The sequence below is a fragment of the Streptomyces sp. NPDC026062 genome, from assembly GCF_055568375.1.
Genome location: NZ_JBVHOQ010000025.1, coordinates 41,513 through 56,319, shown reverse-complemented (window position 1 = coordinate 56,319; position 14,807 = coordinate 41,513). Strand labels below are relative to the sequence as shown.

Sequence of the window (14,807 nt, the reverse complement as noted above, 5' to 3'; positions counted from 1 at the left end):
CGCGATAAAGATCGCGTCACTGTCAGAGGGGGCGGGTAGGCTCGTGGACAAGATGACAGAGGACCTCTCACCAGCTGAGCGATACCAGGCCTTCCGGATCCGAGCCGCCGAGCAGGCGACCGCGCTCGGGCCGTTTCGCGAGATGTACGAGTTCGATCTGGACCCCTATCAGATCGAGGCCTGCACGGCGCTGGAAGCCGGCAAGGGTGTGCTCGTCGCGGCCCCGACCGGCTCGGGCAAGACGATCGTCGGCGAGTTCGCCGTGCATCTGGCGCTGGCCCAGGGCCGCAAGTGCTTCTACACCACGCCGATCAAGGCCCTGTCCAACCAGAAGTTCGCCGACCTGGTCAAGCGCTACGGCGCGGACCAGGTGGGCCTGCTGACCGGGGACAACAGCGTCAACGCCGACGCACCGGTGGTCGTCATGACCACCGAGGTGCTGAGGAACATGCTGTATGCGGGCTCCCAGGCGCTGAACGGCCTCGGTTACGTGGTGATGGACGAGGTGCACTACCTCTCCGACCGCTTCCGGGGCGCCGTGTGGGAGGAAGTGATCATCCACCTCCCCGAATCCGTCACCCTGGTGTCGCTGTCGGCGACCGTGTCCAACGCGGAGGAGTTCGGCGACTGGCTGGACACCGTCCGGGGCGACACCCAGGTGATCGTCTCCGAGCACCGGCCGGTGCCGCTCTGGCAGCATGTGCTGGCCGGCCGCCGGATGTACGACCTCTTCGAGGAGGAGAGCGACCACGGCGGCCGCGGGTCCGGACGCCGTGAGGTCAACCCCGACCTGGTCCGGCTCGCCCGCATGGAGAACCAGCGCGGATACAACCCGCGTGAACGCCGCCGCGGGAAGATGGTGCGCGAGGCGGACCGCGAGCGCGAGCGGCGCCAGCGCAGCCGGATCTGGACACCGTCGCGGGCCGAGGTCATCGACCGGCTGGACGCCGAGGGACTGCTGCCCGCCATCACCTTCATCTTCAGCCGGGCCGGCTGCGAGGCCGCCGTCCAGCAGTGTCTCCACGCCGGGCTGCGGCTCAACGACGAGGACAAGCGCCGGCTGGTCCGGGAGATCGTCGAGCAGCGCACGGCGTCCATCCCCACCGAGGACCTGCACGTCCTCGGGTACTACGAGTGGCTCGAAGGCCTGGAGCGGGGCATCGCCGCGCACCACGCCGGGATGCTGCCGACCTTCAAGGAGGTCGTCGAGGAGCTCTTCGTGCGCGGGCTCGTGAAGGCGGTCTTCGCGACGGAGACCCTCGCGCTCGGCATCAACATGCCCGCGCGCTCGGTGGTCCTGGAGAAACTCGTCAAGTGGAACGGCGAGCAGCACGCCGACATCACCCCCGGCGAGTACACCCAGCTGACCGGCCGGGCCGGCCGGCGCGGCATCGATGTCGAGGGCCATGCGGTGGTGCTCTGGCAGCGGGGCATGGACCCGGGCGCGCTGGCCGGACTCGCGGGCACGCGTACGTACCCGCTGCGCTCCAGCTTCCGCCCCTCGTACAACATGGCCGTCAACCTGGTCCAGCAGTTCGGGCGGCACCGTTCCCGTGAGCTGCTGGAGACCTCCTTCGCCCAGTTCCAGGCGGACCGCTCGGTGGTCGGGATCTCCCGCCAGGTCCAGAAGAACGAGGAGGGCCTGGAAGGCTACAAGGAGGGAATGACCTGCCACCTCGGTGACTTCGAGGAGTACGCGCGGCTGCGCCGCGACCTCAAGGACCGGGAGACGGAGCTCGCCAAGCAGGGGGCCTCGCAGCGGCGGGCGGCGGCTGCGGCGTCCCTGGAGAAGCTCAAGCCGGGCGATGTCATCCATGTGCCGACCGGCAAGTTCGCCGGACTCGCGCTCGTCCTGGACCCGGGGCCTCCGGCCGGGCGGACCCATGGGAACGGGCACCGCGGGCTCGAATACCACGACGGGCCGCGGCCGTTGGTGCTGACGGCGGAGCGCCAGGTCAAGCGGCTGGCCTCGATCGACTTCCCGGTGCCGGTGGAGGCGCTGGAGCGGATGCGGATCCCGAAGTCGTTCAACCCGCGTTCCCCGCAGTCGCGCCGCGATCTGGCGTCCGCGCTGCGGACCAAGGCCGGGCACATCGTCCCCGACCGTCATCGGCGCGAGCGTGCCGTCGCGGCCGACGACCGCGAGATCGCGCGCTACCGGGCCGAGCTGCGGGCCCACCCCTGCCATGGCTGCGACCAGCGCGAGGACCACGCGCGGTGGGCCGAGCGGTACCACCGGTTGCAGCGGGACACCCAGCAGCTGGAGCGCCGCATCGAGGGGCGGACGAACACCATCGCCCGCACCTTCGACCGGATCGTGGCCCTGCTCACCGAGCTCGACTATCTGCGGGGCAGCGAGGTCACCGAGCACGGACGGCGCCTGGCCCGGCTGTACGGCGAGCTCGACCTGCTGGCGAGCGAGTGCCTGCGTGCGGGTGTGTGGGAGGGGCTGAACCCTGCCGAACTCGCCGCGTGCGTCTCGGCGTTGGTGTACGAGGCGCGGCAGTCGGACGACGCGGTGGCGCCGAAGCTGCCTTCCGGACCGGCGAAGACCGCGATGGGCGAGATGGTCCGGATCTGGGGGCGGCTCGACGCCCTGGAGGAGGACTTCAAGATCAATCAGGCAGAGGGGGTCGGACAGCGCGAACCCGATCTCGGATTCGCCTGGGCGGTGTACATGTGGGCCTCCGGCCGGACGCTGGACGAGGTGCTGCGCGAGGCGGAGATGCCGGCGGGGGACTTCGTGCGGTGGTGCAAGCAGGTGATCGACGTGCTGGGGCAGGTCGCCGCCGCGGCTCCGCGTGAGGGGAGTTCGGTGGGGCGGAACGCGCGGAAGGCTGTCGACGAGGTGTTGCGGGGAGTTGTGGCCTACAGCTCCGTGGGGTGAGCGGGAGGAGGTGCGGCGGCGCTGTTGCCCCGCCGCACCCCTTCTCGTCTTCCGGTGGCCTTCCCATGCCCTGGAGCACGGGCGGTCAGGCGGGGCGGCTTGATCTGTAGGCGCGCCAGCCGCCGTGCTCCGTGATGTCCTCCGCCCCCTCCACCGCGTAGGGCTCGCACAGGAAGCCCGGGGCCGTCGTGCCGTCCGACAGGTCCACCCGGCCCAGCACCATGGGGTGCGGAAGGGCTGCCGTGAGGGCGCCCAGCCCCTCGGCCGGGAGTTCCCAGATCTCCGTCTCGATGGCGGCGCCGCCCTCGTCCGTGCGGACCAGGCCCGGCTTGGGCGGCGTGGTCGCCAGGGCGTGCAGACGGTAGACGCGTGCTGTCGTCGTCGTACGGATCAGACGGGCGCCCAGATGGAGGAGTTGCGGGTTGAGCGGCTCGCCGGTCAGGTGGGCGCCCGCCACCGCGATGCGGACGGGCGGGGTCAGCAGCGCGGCGATCCGCGCCAGGCGTTCGTCCGTGTGGGCCGGGCCGATCAGCATCACGCCGAACGGCAGGCCGGCCACCTCACCCGCCGGTACCGCCACCGCGCACAGGTCGAACAGATTGGTGGAGTTGGTGAACCTGCCGAGCCGGGCGTTCGCGCCCAGCGGGTCGGCCGCCACCTCGGCGAGCGTGGGGTGGCCGGGCGCCGTGGGAAGCAACAGCGCGTCCGCGTCGCCCAGTGCGGCCTCGGCCGAGGCGCGGAGCCGAGCCAGCCGGTCCCGGTCCGCGAACAGGCGGTGCGCCGGGACGTCCCGGGCCGCGGTGATGATGCCCGCCACCGTGGGGTCCAGGTCCGTGGGGCCGCTGTCGACGAACGCGCCCACCGCGGTGTAGCGCTCCGCGACGAACGCGCCCTCGTAGAGCATGGCCGCCGCCTCCGTGAACGGGGCCGGATCGACGGGCAGCAGGACGGCACCCGCCGCGCGGAACCGGGCCGCCGCGGACGTGTAGGCGTCCGCCCAGCCCGGGTCCAGTTCACCCAGCTGTTCCACGGACGGCACCGCGATCCGCCACGGGCCCGGGACACGGGCGGGGACGGGGGCGGGGACGGGGTGGGCGGTGGGGGCCGTCATCAGGGCCAGTGCCGACTCCGCCTCGGGGAGCGTACGGGCGAAGACGGTGACACAGTCCAGGCTCGCGCAGGCGGGGACCACGCCGTCGGCCGGGACGAGACCGCGCGTCGGCTTCAGGCCCACGATGCCGTTGAACGCCGCCGGCACCCGGCCGGAGCCCGCCGTGTCCGTACCGAGCGCCAGGTCCGCGATGCCGAGCGCGACGGCGACCGCCGAACCCGAGCTGGAACCGCCGCTGACGCGATCGGGGGCAACGGCACTGCGGACCGCGCCGTACGGGGAGCGGGTGCCGACCAGTCCCGTGGCGAACTGGTCGAGATTCGTCGTGCCGATCACCAGAGCACCGGCGGCGCGCAGCCGCGCCACGGCGGGGGCGTCCGCGGCGGGTTCGTACGCGAAGGAGGGACAGCCCGCCGTGGTGGGCAGCCCGGCCACGTCGATGTTGCCCTTGACGGCCAGCAGACGGCCGGCCAGGGGCAGGAACTCGCCCGCTGCCAGACGGGCTCCGACGGCATGGGCCTCCTTCTCCAGATCGGCCTGCGGACGCAGGCCGATCCAGATCTCCGGGCGGTCCACCGCCTCGATACGGGCGTACGCGGCGCGGACCCGGGTGAGCGTGGGGTGGGACATCGGGGGTGCTCCTCAGTTCGTACGGGTGGGCGGGGCGAGAGTCACCAGAGCCGTGCCCGCTTCGACCTGGGCGCCCGGCCGGGTGAGGATCCGGTCCACCACGCCGTCCGCCGGGGCGTGCACCCGGGACTCCATCTTCATCGCCTCCAGCGCCAGCAGCGGCTGACCTGCCGTCACGGTGTCGCCCTCGGCCACGTTCAGCTGCCAGACCGAGGCCGCGAACTCGGCCTCCACCAGCCGGCCGCCCTGCGGCACGGTCACCTCGGCGGCGGGCGGCGCCGGTGCGTCGGCGGCGTCGGCCCGCGCGAACTCGCCCGCCGCCTCCCACGCCTCGCGCTCGGCGGCGAACGCCGCGCCCTGGCGGGCACGGAACTCGGCGATCGAGTCCGCGTGATGGGCCAGGAACTCCTCGTACCGGGCCAGTGAGAACTCGCCCTCCTCGATCCGGGGGACGAAGCGGCCGGAGAGGAGGTCCGCGCGCAGGTCCAGGAGTTCGTCGGCCTCCACCGGATACCACTTGATGCGGTCGAAGAACCGCAGCAGCCACGGCGAGCCCGGCTCGAAGGCGCCGCGCTGCTGCCAGCCCGACCAGACCTGGGTGGTGCGGCCGACGAACTGGTAGCCGCCGGGCCCCTCCATTCCGTAGACGCAGAGGTAGGCCCCGCCGATGCCGACGGAGTTCTCCGCGGTCCAGGTGCGGGCGGGGTTGTACTTGGTGGTGACGAGGCGGTGGCGCGGGTCCAGCGGGGTGGCCACAGGTGCGCCGAGGTACACGTCACCCAGACCCATCACCAGGTACTCGGCGTCGAACACCGTGCGGTACACGTCGGCGACCGTGTCCAGGCCGTTGACCCGGCGGATGAACTCGATGTTCCACGGACACCACGGCGCGTCGTCCCGGACCCCGGCCATGTAGCGGGCGATGGCCTCACGGGTCGCCGGATCGTCCCAGGACAGCGGGAGATGCACGGTGCGGGAAGGGACGGTCAGGGCGTCGGTGGGCGGGAGCGCCCGCTCGGTGCGGTGGAGCAGGTCCAGCAGCGCGGTCTGACCGAGAACGGCGGGGTCCGTCTGGATCTGGAGCGAGCGGATGCCGGGAGTCAGACCGGTGATGCCGGGAACGGCCGCCTTCGTCAGCGCCTCCATGAGGGCGTGGACGCGCATCCGCAGGGCCAGGTCCAGCTGCATCGGCCCGTACTCGACCAGGACGTTGTCGTCACCGCTGCGACGGTAGGTGAGAACGTCGTCGCGGTACAGGATGCCGCCGTCGACGATCTCCGCGCGCGGCTCGCCGGTCACCGTCACCGGTGCGAAGCGGACGGTGTCGCCGGGCCTCAGCTGGCCCAGCTTCCAGCGTTCGGCCGTCACCACCGTCGCCGGGCAGACGAATCCCCCGAGCGAGGGGCCGTCCGGGCCCAGGAGCACGGGCATGTCGCCGGTGTAGTCGACCGCGCCCACGGAGTACGGCGTGTCGTGGATGTTGGACGGATGCAGCCCCGCCTCGCCGCCGTCCGCCCGCGCCCAGCGGGGCTTCGGACCGATGAGGCGGACGCCGGTGCGGGCCGAGTTGAAGTGGACCTTCCAGTCGGCCGCGTAGAAGTCGTGGATGTCCTCCTCGGTGAAGAACTCCGGTGCCGCGTGCGGGCCTTCGGCCGCGGCGATGTGCCAGCCCGACGTGAACCGGGGCCGTTCGGCCACCGGTACGGGGAGCGCCGCCGGTTCGCGGGCGCCGCCGTGCAGGACATCGCCGGTGCGCAGGGCCCGGCCGCCGTGTCCGCCGAAGCCGCCCAGCGTGAACGTGGCCGCGCTGCCCAGGAACTCCGGCACGTCCAGACCGCCGCCGGCGAAGAGGACGTACGTGCGCAGCCCGTGCTCCGCCGGTGCGCCGATCGCCAGCGCGGATCCGGCCGGGACGGTCAGCGGCTCCCACTGCGGGGCCGGGGAGCCGTCGACGGTCACCGGAGCGGGGGCGCCGGTGACGCACACGGTCGTGGGACGGGTGAAGCGGAGCGTGGGGCCCTGGAGGGTGCACTCCAGGCCGGGGGCGCCCGGGACGTTGCCGAGGGCCGTGTTGCCCAGCCGGAAGGACAGGTCGTCCATGGGGCCCGACGGTGGCACGCCGACCTGCCAGTAGCCGGTGCGGCCGGGCCAGTCCTGCACGGTGGTGAGCGTGCCGCCGGAGACCACCTCGATCCGGGGCGTCGGGTCGGCGAGCGTGGCGAGGGTGGCCGTGGAGTGCGTCGCCTCACGGACCCGGTCGTCGGCCAGCGCCGCCCGGACCAGACCGAGGTTGGTCTCGATGCCGTCGATACGGGTGCCGGCGAGGGCCGCGTCCAGCCTGGCCAGGGCCTCGGCACGGTCGGTGCCGTACGCGATGACCTTGGCGAGCATCGGATCGTACGCCGTCGTCACCTCCGTGCCCGTCTCGATCCAGCTGTCCACCCGCAGGCCCTCGCCCCGGGGGAAGTCGACCCGGGTGAGCAGACCGGCACCCGGGCGGTGGTCACGGGTGGGGTCCTCTGCGTAGACCCGGGCCTCCACGGCGTGGCCGTGCGGAGCGTCCGGCTGCCGTACGACCCCGGTTTCGCCCTGGGCCAGGCGCAGCATCCACTCGACGAGGTCGACGCCGTGGATCTCCTCCGTGACGGGGTGCTCGACCTGGAGACGGGTGTTGACCTCCAGGAAGTACGCCTCGGCGCGTGCGGCGTCGTAGACGAACTCCACGGTTCCGGCCGAGCGGTAGCCGACCGAGGCGCACAGCTCCCGCGCGGAGGCGGTCAGCCGGGCGCGGATCCGGTCGGGGAGGCCGGGGGCCGGGGCCTCCTCCATGACCTTCTGGTTGCGGCGCTGGAGGGAGCAGTCGCGGTCGCCGAACGTCACCACCCGGCCGTGCCCGTCGCCGAACACCTGCACCTCGACATGGCGGGCGTCCTCCACCAGGCGTTCCAGGAAGACCCCCGCCGAGGAGAACGACGCGGCGGCGACACGCTGCACCCGTTCCCAGGCGTCGGCGAGCTCGGGGCCCGACCCGCAGGCCGACATGCCGATGCCGCCTCCGCCACCGGTGGCCTTCAGCATGACGGGATAGCCGATGCGTTCCGCGGCGGCCAGCGCCGACGGCAGATCGGGCAGGAGCCCGGTCCCGGGGGCGAGCGGCACGCCCGCGGCCTCGGCCGCCGCGCGTGCGGTGTGCTTGGCGCCGAACAGCTCCAGCTGGGCGGCGGTCGGCCCGACGAAGACGATCCCGGCGTCCTCGCAGCGCCGGGCGAACTCCGCGTCCTCGGAGAGGAATCCGTAGCCGGGGTGGATGGCCCCGGCCCCGGTGTCCTTGGCCGCCTTCAGTACCTGGTCGGCGTCCAGGTAGGACTCCTTGGCGGGCGCGGGGCCCAGCCGTACCGCCTCGTCGGCGAGCCGGACGTGGGGGGCCGACCGGTCCGGGTCGGAGAAGACGGCGACCGTACGCAGACCGAGACGGCGGGCCGTACGGATGACGCGGACGGCGATCTCGCCGCGATTGGCGATGAGCAGCGTGTCGAAGGTCATCGGCCCGTCCCGGTGAGGGTCGCCGACACCGCTGTCGGCTCGAAGCCGTTGCAGGGGTTGTTGATCTGCGGGCAGTTGGAGATCAGTACGAGCACATCGGTGTCGGCCCGCAGGGTGACGCTGAGCCCGGGTGCGGAGATTCCGTCGACGATGCCGAGTGTGCCGTCCTGTTCCACGGGCACGTTCATGTACCAGTTGATGTTGGACACCAGATCGCGTTTGCCGAGCCCGTGCCGGGATCCCTCGGCCAGGAAGTTGTCCACGCAGGCGTGCTGGGACCAGGTGTGATGGCCGTAGCGCAGGGTGTTGGACTCCTTGGAGCAGGCGCCGCCGACCGTGTCGTGGCGGCCGCAGGTGTCCTCGGTGACTGTCATCAGCGGGGTGTGCTCGTTCGACATCAGCACACTGCCGGTGGTGAGGAAGACGGAGCCGCCGGCCTGGATCGTGTCGGGGGCGCTGTAGCGGACCGCCGTGTCGTGGGCGTCGTACACCAGGAAGTCCACCGCCTGGTTGCCGTGGAGGTCCGTGAGGGTGAGGTGCTCACCCGCCCGGACGGTGGCGGACCAGGCCGCGCGGGCGGGGATGGCGGTGGTGGTCATGCGAGCCCCCGGGCGGTGAGGAAACCGAGTGTGCTGAGGAAGGCGCGGCGGCCCTCCGGCGTGGCGTCCCAGAGGGCATCACCCGGAGCGGTCGGCCGTGCGCGCCAGGCCAGTACCTCCAGCGGAGTGCAGGTGTAGGCGGGGCGGGGGTCCAGCGGGTGCGGGACGTTCGCGATCAGCACGGTCAGGTCCTGCTCGGCGCGCAAGGTCACGGCGGTGCCCGCCCCCGCCGAGCCGGTGAACTCCGTGGTGCCGTCCTCGCCGATCCGCACTCCCTGGAAGAAGGAGAGCGACGGCGGCAGGTCGCGCGGCTCCAGCCCGTTCTTCAGGGCGGCCAGCTTCAGCAGCTCGCGGCCGGCGGGGGAGGGCGACTGCGGGGTGCCGTCGCCGTACCGCTCGGTGTTCCGCCGCAGCGTGGAGGTGCCGCACAGCGCGTCATGCCGGCCCGAGGAGTCGGCGGTCACCGAGGCGAGCACCCGTCCCTGGTCGGAGAGGAGCAGCCGGCCGGCCCGCAGATAGGCGTTCCACTGGACCTTGACGGTGTCCGCCGTGTTGATCCGCTCCCAGGGCCGGCCGTCGGCGTACAGCAGCAGATGGGCGCAGGCGTCGCCGGTGAGGTCCGTGAGCCGCAGCTCGGTACCGCGCGCCAGGACCCGGTGCGTGTAGTTGCCGCCCGCGACCGTCTCGGCCCAGACCGGTGGTGCGGGGACCTCGCCCGGCCAGTCGGTGGCGGGCACCACGGGCATGGTCCCGGTACGGGCGCTGCCCTGGGCGCGTGCGTGGTCCCGGGCTCCGTGTGTTGTCGCTGTCGCTGTCGCCATGGCTCGGCCTCCGGCTCGACGTGTTGCCGATGGATGTTCGCTGTCGGGATGTCTCTGTCGGGCGTTTCTGTCGGGGTGTCCCGTCGGGGTGTCCCCGTCGGGATGTTTCTGTCGCCCGACAGAAATTAGGGCGCCGGGGATTCACGCCCATTGCCCGTTCGTTGCGCGGGAGTTACCGACAGCTCACGAAGATCGTGGCGGGCGGGGATGTGCGACGATCGGCCCATGTCCAGCACCTCGGGTACCGGCGGCGGGCGCCGGGTCGGCCGGCCGCGCGCCACTCAGCGACCGGACAGCGGGCTGTCCGCCCGGGAGGAACTGCTGGCGGCGGCAGCCGAGTTGTTCACCACCCGTGGATACGCGGCGACCACCACCCGGGCGGTCGCCGAACGCGCGGGCATGCGGCAGGCGACGATGTACCACTACGTGGCGGGCAAGGAGGATCTGCTCGCGACGCTCCTCGAGTCCACGGTCACCCCGTCGCTCGCGCTCGCCGTAAGGCTCCTCGCGGACGGGTCGAGGCCGGCCGAGGACCGGCTGTGGGAACTGTGCCGGGCCGATGTGGCGCTGCTCTGCGGGGGCCCGTACAACCTGGGTGCGCTGTACGTCCTGCCGGAGGTGCGGGCCGAGCGGTTCGCGGACTTCCACCGGGTGCGGGCGGAGCTGCGGTCCGCGTACGGGGAGCTGCTGGCCGCCACCGAGGCGGGCGCGGCGCTCGGCGCGGACGAGGCGCGGCTCCGTGCCGACCTCGTCTTCGGGCTGATCGAGGGCGTGATCCTGGTGCATCTGTCGGGGCCGGGGCGGGCGACGGAGACCTTCGCGGCGGCCACGGCGGATGCGGCGCTCCGGATCGTGGGCTGTGGGGCAGGTGGGGGCGGCGGGGCTGACAGGGCCGGTGGGGCTGATGGGGGCGGCGGGGCGCGGGCCGGGGCCGGACCCGGACCCGGGGGGTGAACGCGGCGCCGGCCGGTCCGCGTTCCGCGGACCGACCGGCGGTGATGGTCCCTTCTGCCGGACGGGACGGAGGTGCCGCGTCCGGACGCGGGGACGTGCGGACGGGTTCTAGGTGCGGTGGCCTGCCTCGCTCCTCATCGAGGCGCCCGCGCAGACCAGCCCCAGCAGGACGGTCAGGCCGCCGATGATGACGTTGTTGAGCACGACGCCCGTGTCCGGGCTGCTGCCCACCACCCACGGCGAGATGATCATCCATGCGCCCATGGCGCAGATGGCCCAGCTCAGGCCGTACATCCGCTGGGGCATGACGGTGAATCCCAGTCCCAGTACGGCGATTGCGATGCCCATGACCAGGTTGTGGGTGACGAGGGAGCTCTGGGAGGTGGTGAAGTGGAGCACCCAGGGCGAGACGGCGCAGTACAGACCGACCAGGAACACCGGTCCGTCCACGAGCGCCACATCGCGGCCGCCCATGATGCGGTCGTAGCGGTCGCGCATTTCGGAGACGTCGGGGTGTCCGGCCATGTCATGGCCGGTGTGCGAGACGTTTGACATGAGGGTCGTCTCCTTCGGTTCCGGCCGCCGGATGGTGCGACAAGCGGCCTGCTCTGCCATTGTGCCCTTATATGCCCTTTATGTGTCGATTCAGTGCGGCCGGATATCCGCAGGAACCGCATCGGTCTCGCGGTGGTCCAGCCGTCTCGCCAGGGCGACGAGTTCCGGCGTACGCAGTACGCGTCCGCCGTACCCGGGCAGCGGGACGTGCAGGGGCCCGGTCCAGCGCGCCGGGATCGCCCCGAATCCGTACACCGCCCCCGCCAGCCCCCCGGCCACCGCCGCCACCGTGTCGGTGTCGCCGCCCACGTCGATCGCCGAGGCCAGCGCGTCCTCGTACGACCCTGTCGTGCGCAGCGCCTACAGAGCCGTGCCCAGGCAGGGCCACACGGCGCCGTTGAACTCCGTCGCCAGGTCCGGATGCCAGCCGGGCGCGAGCACGGTGGCCCAGCGCTCCCGGTGATCAGAGTGGACGGCGGCCAGGGCGTCCGGGACGGCGGCGAGCGGGTCGTCCCCGTTGAGCGCCACCCGGATCAGCTCGTGCAGCACCGCGGTGCCCTCCCAGGCCGCGCGGTCGCCGTGGGTCAGGGCGGCGATCCTGCGGGCGGCCGCCGCGGTCGCGGCCCGGGTGTCCGCGTCCGGCCCGGCGTCCGGCCCGGCGTCCGGCCGGGCACTCGGCCGGGCGAAGTAGACGGCGGAGGTGGCGGCGCGCATCAGTGAACCGTTGCCCGCCGCCCGGCCGTTGATCTGGAAGTGCAGTGCGGCGGCGGTGTCCCACGGGTCACCGCCGGTCAGGACGGCCTCCGTCTGGAGCCCGATGTCCTTCGGCTCGCCGGCCGCCCACCGCCGGAACCGGTCGAACACATCGGGAAGGTCCAGGCCGTCGCGCTCCAGCAGGGACTCCGCGACGAGTACGGCCATCTGCGTGTCGTCCGTCGCCTCACCCGGATCCCATCCACCGCCGCCGCACATCGTGCCGACACCGTCCGGGAAGCGGGCCGTCCAGACGCCCGCCGGACCGAACTCGAACGGGGCCCCCAGCGCGTCGCCGACCGCCGACCCGACCACCGCACCTGCTGCCCGGTCCTGCCTGCTCAGGGAGTTCATGGAGGCAGCGTACGTACGCGCATCGGTGCACCGGTCGGCTGACGCCGGCGGGCCGACGGCCGGCCCGGGTGCGGTGGGGGCGAAGCTGCGTCAGCCGGCCCGTGACGGCCGCTTCGTCCAGGCGCGGTAAGCGGCGCCGAGCAGCACCGTGGCCCCCAGGAAGAGCACCGTGAACCACTGGAAGTACCAGTGTCCGCCCGCCGGGTCGTACACCGCGGCCCGCGGCCAGGCCAGGTTGACGGTCATCACCGCTCCGTACGCGAAGGCCAGCGCGTTGACCGGAAGTCCCCAACGGCCCATCGAGAAGAGGGGTTTGCCCGCCTCGTCGTGGAGCGGTCCGCCGGCGGGGGAGAGCGGGACGCGGCGCAGGCGACGCAGCAGCATGGGGCCCGTGACCATGGCGTACGCCAGGTACAGCATCGCGATACAGGTGGTGCCGATGGCCAGGAACGCCTCCGGTGACGCCAGGTTGAGCAGCCCGAGCGCCGCGGCTGCCGCGCCGACGAACAGGGCGGGTGCGGCCGGCATTCCGGTGCGCGGGGAGACCTTGGCGAGCCGGGAGGAGCAGGGCAGTACCCCGTCACGTGCCATCGAGAACAGCATCCGGGAGCCGGACGTCTGGATCGCGAGCGTGGCCACCGCGACGGCGACCGCCACATCGGCGAGCAGCACCCGGCCGACACCGTCCCCGAGGCTGCTGGTCAGCACGTACGAGAGCCCTTCCGTGGCCAGCCGTCCGTCGGTCAGGCCGGGCGCGGCCAGGACGCCCGCGAGCACCAGCAGCCCGCCCAGCACCCCGGCCGAGGCCAGGGCGAGCAGGATCGTGCGCGGGGCCGTGCGGCGCGGTGCGCGGGTCTCCTCGCTCATCTCTCCCGCGCTGTCGAAGCCGATCAGGACATAGGCCGCGGTGAACGAACCGACCAGCATGGCCCCGAGCGCGCCGCCCTGGTCGCCGTTGTGCAGGGTGACGCCCGGATCTCGTTCGGTGTGGGTGAGGAGGAGGACCAGGATGAGAACGGCTCCGGCGATCTCGGCCGTCACCCCGATCCTGTTGACCGCCGACATGACCTTGTTGTCGAGGAGGTTGACCGTGGTGGTGAGGGCCAGCAGCGCCACGGCGAGCAGTGCGGCGTTGGCGGCGCCCGTCGACGTGGTGGGCGCCGGATCCCCGCCCACCAGCTGGAAGCCGGACCAGATCGCCGGCAGTACCACCTGGAGCGCGAGCGCGGCGGCGGCGACCACGACGATCTGGCCGATCACCATGATCCAGCCCGCGAACCAGCCGAAGGCGGGAGTGCTCAGCCGGGTCGACCACTGGTAGACGGCCCCGGACAGGGGGTAGCGGGCGGCGAGTTCGGCGAAGCACGCGGCGACCAGCAGCTGGCCCACGAGCACGGCCGGCCAGGTCCAGACGAATGCGGGGCCGCCGAAGGAGTAGCCGAAGGCGAAGAACTGGAAGACGGTCGTGAGGACGGAGATGAAGGAGAAGCCCGCGGCGAACGAGGCGTAGCGCCCCATGGACCGGTGCAGCTCCTGGCGGTAGCCGAAACCGGCCAGGGACGCATGGTCGCCCCGGCCGGTTGCGGTGGGATCCGGTCGTAGGTCCGTGGGTGCGGTGGCGGTCATGTCAGCCCCTGTCGCCGATTTCCTGTCGGGCGACAGAAATTAGGGACGCGCTGTTTCGGGGGAGTGACACGACCGTGTCCGCGCGGGGCCGAAGTGCTCACGCCCCGCGGCGGGTTGCCGAGGGGCGTGACCGTCCGGCCCCGCCCGACCGTCCGGCCCCGCCCGACCGTCCGGCCCCGCGGGGACGGGCCGCTACTGGGCGGGCATCAGCACCGTGTCGACGATGTAGACCGTCGCGTTGGCGGTCTGGACATTGCCGCAGACGACCTTCGAGGAGCCGTTCACGGTGTACGCGGTGCCGGAGCCGGACGTCGTCAGCGGGCCCTTCTCCAGGGTGTCGAAGGACCCCTTCTCCAGCTGCTGCGGCGTCAGCTTCTGGCCGACCACGTGGTAGGTGAGGACCTTGGTGAGCGCGGCCTTGTCGGCGAGCAGCTTGTCCAGGTCGGCCTTCGGGACCTTGGCGAAGGCGTCATTGGTGGGGGCGAACACCGTAAGGTTCTGCGCGCTGTTCAGGGTGTCGACCAGGCCGGCCTTCTTGACCGCGGTGACCAGGGTGGAGAGCGCCGGGTTGTTCGAGGCCGCTGTCGCCACCGGGTCCTTCGCCATGCCGTCGAAGGAGCCCGAGCCGTTCTTCGGCACGGTCGAACAGGCCGTACCGAAGGGCTCGTCCATGGGCATCGTGGCGTCGGTGGAGGCCGAGGCCGCGCCGGATGCCTTCGCGGAACCCGCGGAGGATCCGGACGTGCTCTCCTTCGATTCGCCGGAGCAGGCCGTCAGGGCCACGGGCAGGAGGACCGCCGCGCAGAGTGCGACGGCGGCGCGACGGGTGTGGATGACCTTCATGGTGTTCTCCTGGTCGGAAATAAGTGACGTAATGGTCACGTTGGGTAGTCGCTTCATGGTGTGAGCGGGTGGGATGTTCCGTACGGAGCGCATGGGACGTCCTGTTCCAGGCGGAGTCCGCGGGGACGCCT

Annotated in this window: 9 protein-coding genes and 1 pseudogene; 2 read left to right on the top strand and 8 right to left on the bottom strand. The window is 72.3% G+C overall.

All coding sequences use genetic code 11. The features are described from left to right. The first annotated feature begins 52 nt into the window (after positions 1-52). Positions 53-2,887: a DEAD/DEAH box helicase gene (locus tag ACZ4LX_RS22725; RefSeq protein WP_467648121.1), complete on the top strand. Its 2,835-nt coding sequence runs from the start codon at positions 53-55 to the stop codon at positions 2,885-2,887. A gap of 85 nt (positions 2,888-2,972) precedes the next feature. Here ACZ4LX_RS22725 and atzF read toward each other — a convergent pair whose 3' ends face one another. From atzF to ACZ4LX_RS22705, 4 genes are read right to left on the bottom strand one after another with little or no spacing between them, the layout of a single operon-like run. Beyond that, positions 2,973-4,628: an allophanate hydrolase gene (gene atzF / locus ACZ4LX_RS22720; RefSeq protein WP_467647964.1), complete on the bottom strand. Its 1,656-nt coding sequence runs from the start codon at positions 4,626-4,628 to the stop codon at positions 2,973-2,975. A 12-nt stretch (positions 4,629-4,640) separates the two neighbouring features. After that, complete coding sequence (locus tag ACZ4LX_RS22715) at positions 4,641-8,171, bottom strand: 5-oxoprolinase/urea amidolyase family protein (RefSeq protein WP_467647968.1); 3,531 nt, start codon at positions 8,169-8,171, stop codon at positions 4,641-4,643. Beyond that, positions 8,168-8,770 (bottom strand): urea amidolyase associated protein UAAP2, encoded by a 603-nt coding sequence (locus ACZ4LX_RS22710; protein ID WP_467647973.1) that lies wholly within the window; start codon positions 8,768-8,770, stop codon positions 8,168-8,170. The genes ACZ4LX_RS22715 and ACZ4LX_RS22710 overlap by 4 nt, the downstream gene beginning before the upstream one ends. Beyond that, on the bottom strand, positions 8,767-9,591 hold the full coding sequence (locus ACZ4LX_RS22705) for an urea amidolyase associated protein UAAP1 (RefSeq protein ID WP_467647978.1): 825 nt from the start codon (positions 9,589-9,591) through the stop codon (positions 8,767-8,769). Before ACZ4LX_RS22705 ends, ACZ4LX_RS22710 begins: the two co-directional genes overlap by 4 nt. A 225-nt stretch (positions 9,592-9,816) precedes the next feature. Between ACZ4LX_RS22705 and ACZ4LX_RS22700 the strand changes: the two genes are divergently transcribed. Continuing rightward, positions 9,817-10,545, top strand: a complete 729-nt coding sequence (locus ACZ4LX_RS22700) for a TetR/AcrR family transcriptional regulator (protein ID WP_467647981.1) — start codon at positions 9,817-9,819, stop codon at positions 10,543-10,545. A 108-nt stretch (positions 10,546-10,653) separates the two neighbouring features. Here the strand turns inward: ACZ4LX_RS22700 and ACZ4LX_RS22695 are convergent, their stop codons facing one another. The 4 genes and pseudogenes from ACZ4LX_RS22695 to ACZ4LX_RS22680 all read right to left on the bottom strand — a co-directional run bounded on the left by ACZ4LX_RS22695 (position 10,654) and on the right by ACZ4LX_RS22680 (position 14,676). Beyond that, a complete protein-coding gene (locus ACZ4LX_RS22695) occupies positions 10,654-11,100 on the bottom strand; it encodes an SPW repeat protein (protein ID WP_467647986.1) in 447 nt (148 codons plus the stop codon). Positions 11,101-11,190: 90 nt separating this feature from the next. Next, positions 11,191-12,207 (bottom strand): annotated as a pseudogene (locus tag ACZ4LX_RS22690) (ADP-ribosylglycohydrolase family protein). Between the two features lie 90 nt (positions 12,208-12,297). Then, positions 12,298-13,833, bottom strand: coding sequence for an amino acid permease (locus ACZ4LX_RS22685; RefSeq protein WP_467647991.1), 1,536 nt, complete (start codon positions 13,831-13,833; stop codon positions 12,298-12,300). Between the two features lie 192 nt (positions 13,834-14,025). Beyond that, positions 14,026-14,676, bottom strand: coding sequence for a fasciclin domain-containing protein (locus tag ACZ4LX_RS22680; protein ID WP_467648124.1), 651 nt, complete (start codon positions 14,674-14,676; stop codon positions 14,026-14,028). Positions 14,677-14,807 lie beyond the last annotated feature (131 nt).

Coding starts and splice junctions, on each gene's coding strand:
- ACZ4LX_RS22685 (WP_467647991.1), bottom strand. CDS start 13,833: ATGACCGCCACCGCACCCACGGACCTACGACCGGATCCCACCGCAACC.
- ACZ4LX_RS22705 (WP_467647978.1), bottom strand. CDS start 9,591: ATGGCGACAGCGACAGCGACAACACACGGAGCCCGGGACCACGCACGC.
- ACZ4LX_RS22680 (WP_467648124.1), bottom strand. CDS start 14,676: ATGAAGGTCATCCACACCCGTCGCGCCGCCGTCGCACTCTGCGCGGCG.
- ACZ4LX_RS22725 (WP_467648121.1), top strand. CDS start 53: ATGACAGAGGACCTCTCACCAGCTGAGCGATACCAGGCCTTCCGGATC.
- ACZ4LX_RS22700 (WP_467647981.1), top strand. CDS start 9,817: ATGTCCAGCACCTCGGGTACCGGCGGCGGGCGCCGGGTCGGCCGGCCG.
- ACZ4LX_RS22715 (WP_467647968.1), bottom strand. CDS start 8,171: ATGACCTTCGACACGCTGCTCATCGCCAATCGCGGCGAGATCGCCGTC.
- ACZ4LX_RS22710 (WP_467647973.1), bottom strand. CDS start 8,770: ATGACCACCACCGCCATCCCCGCCCGCGCGGCCTGGTCCGCCACCGTC.
- ACZ4LX_RS22695 (WP_467647986.1), bottom strand. CDS start 11,100: ATGTCAAACGTCTCGCACACCGGCCATGACATGGCCGGACACCCCGAC.
- atzF (WP_467647964.1), bottom strand. CDS start 4,628: ATGTCCCACCCCACGCTCACCCGGGTCCGCGCCGCGTACGCCCGTATC.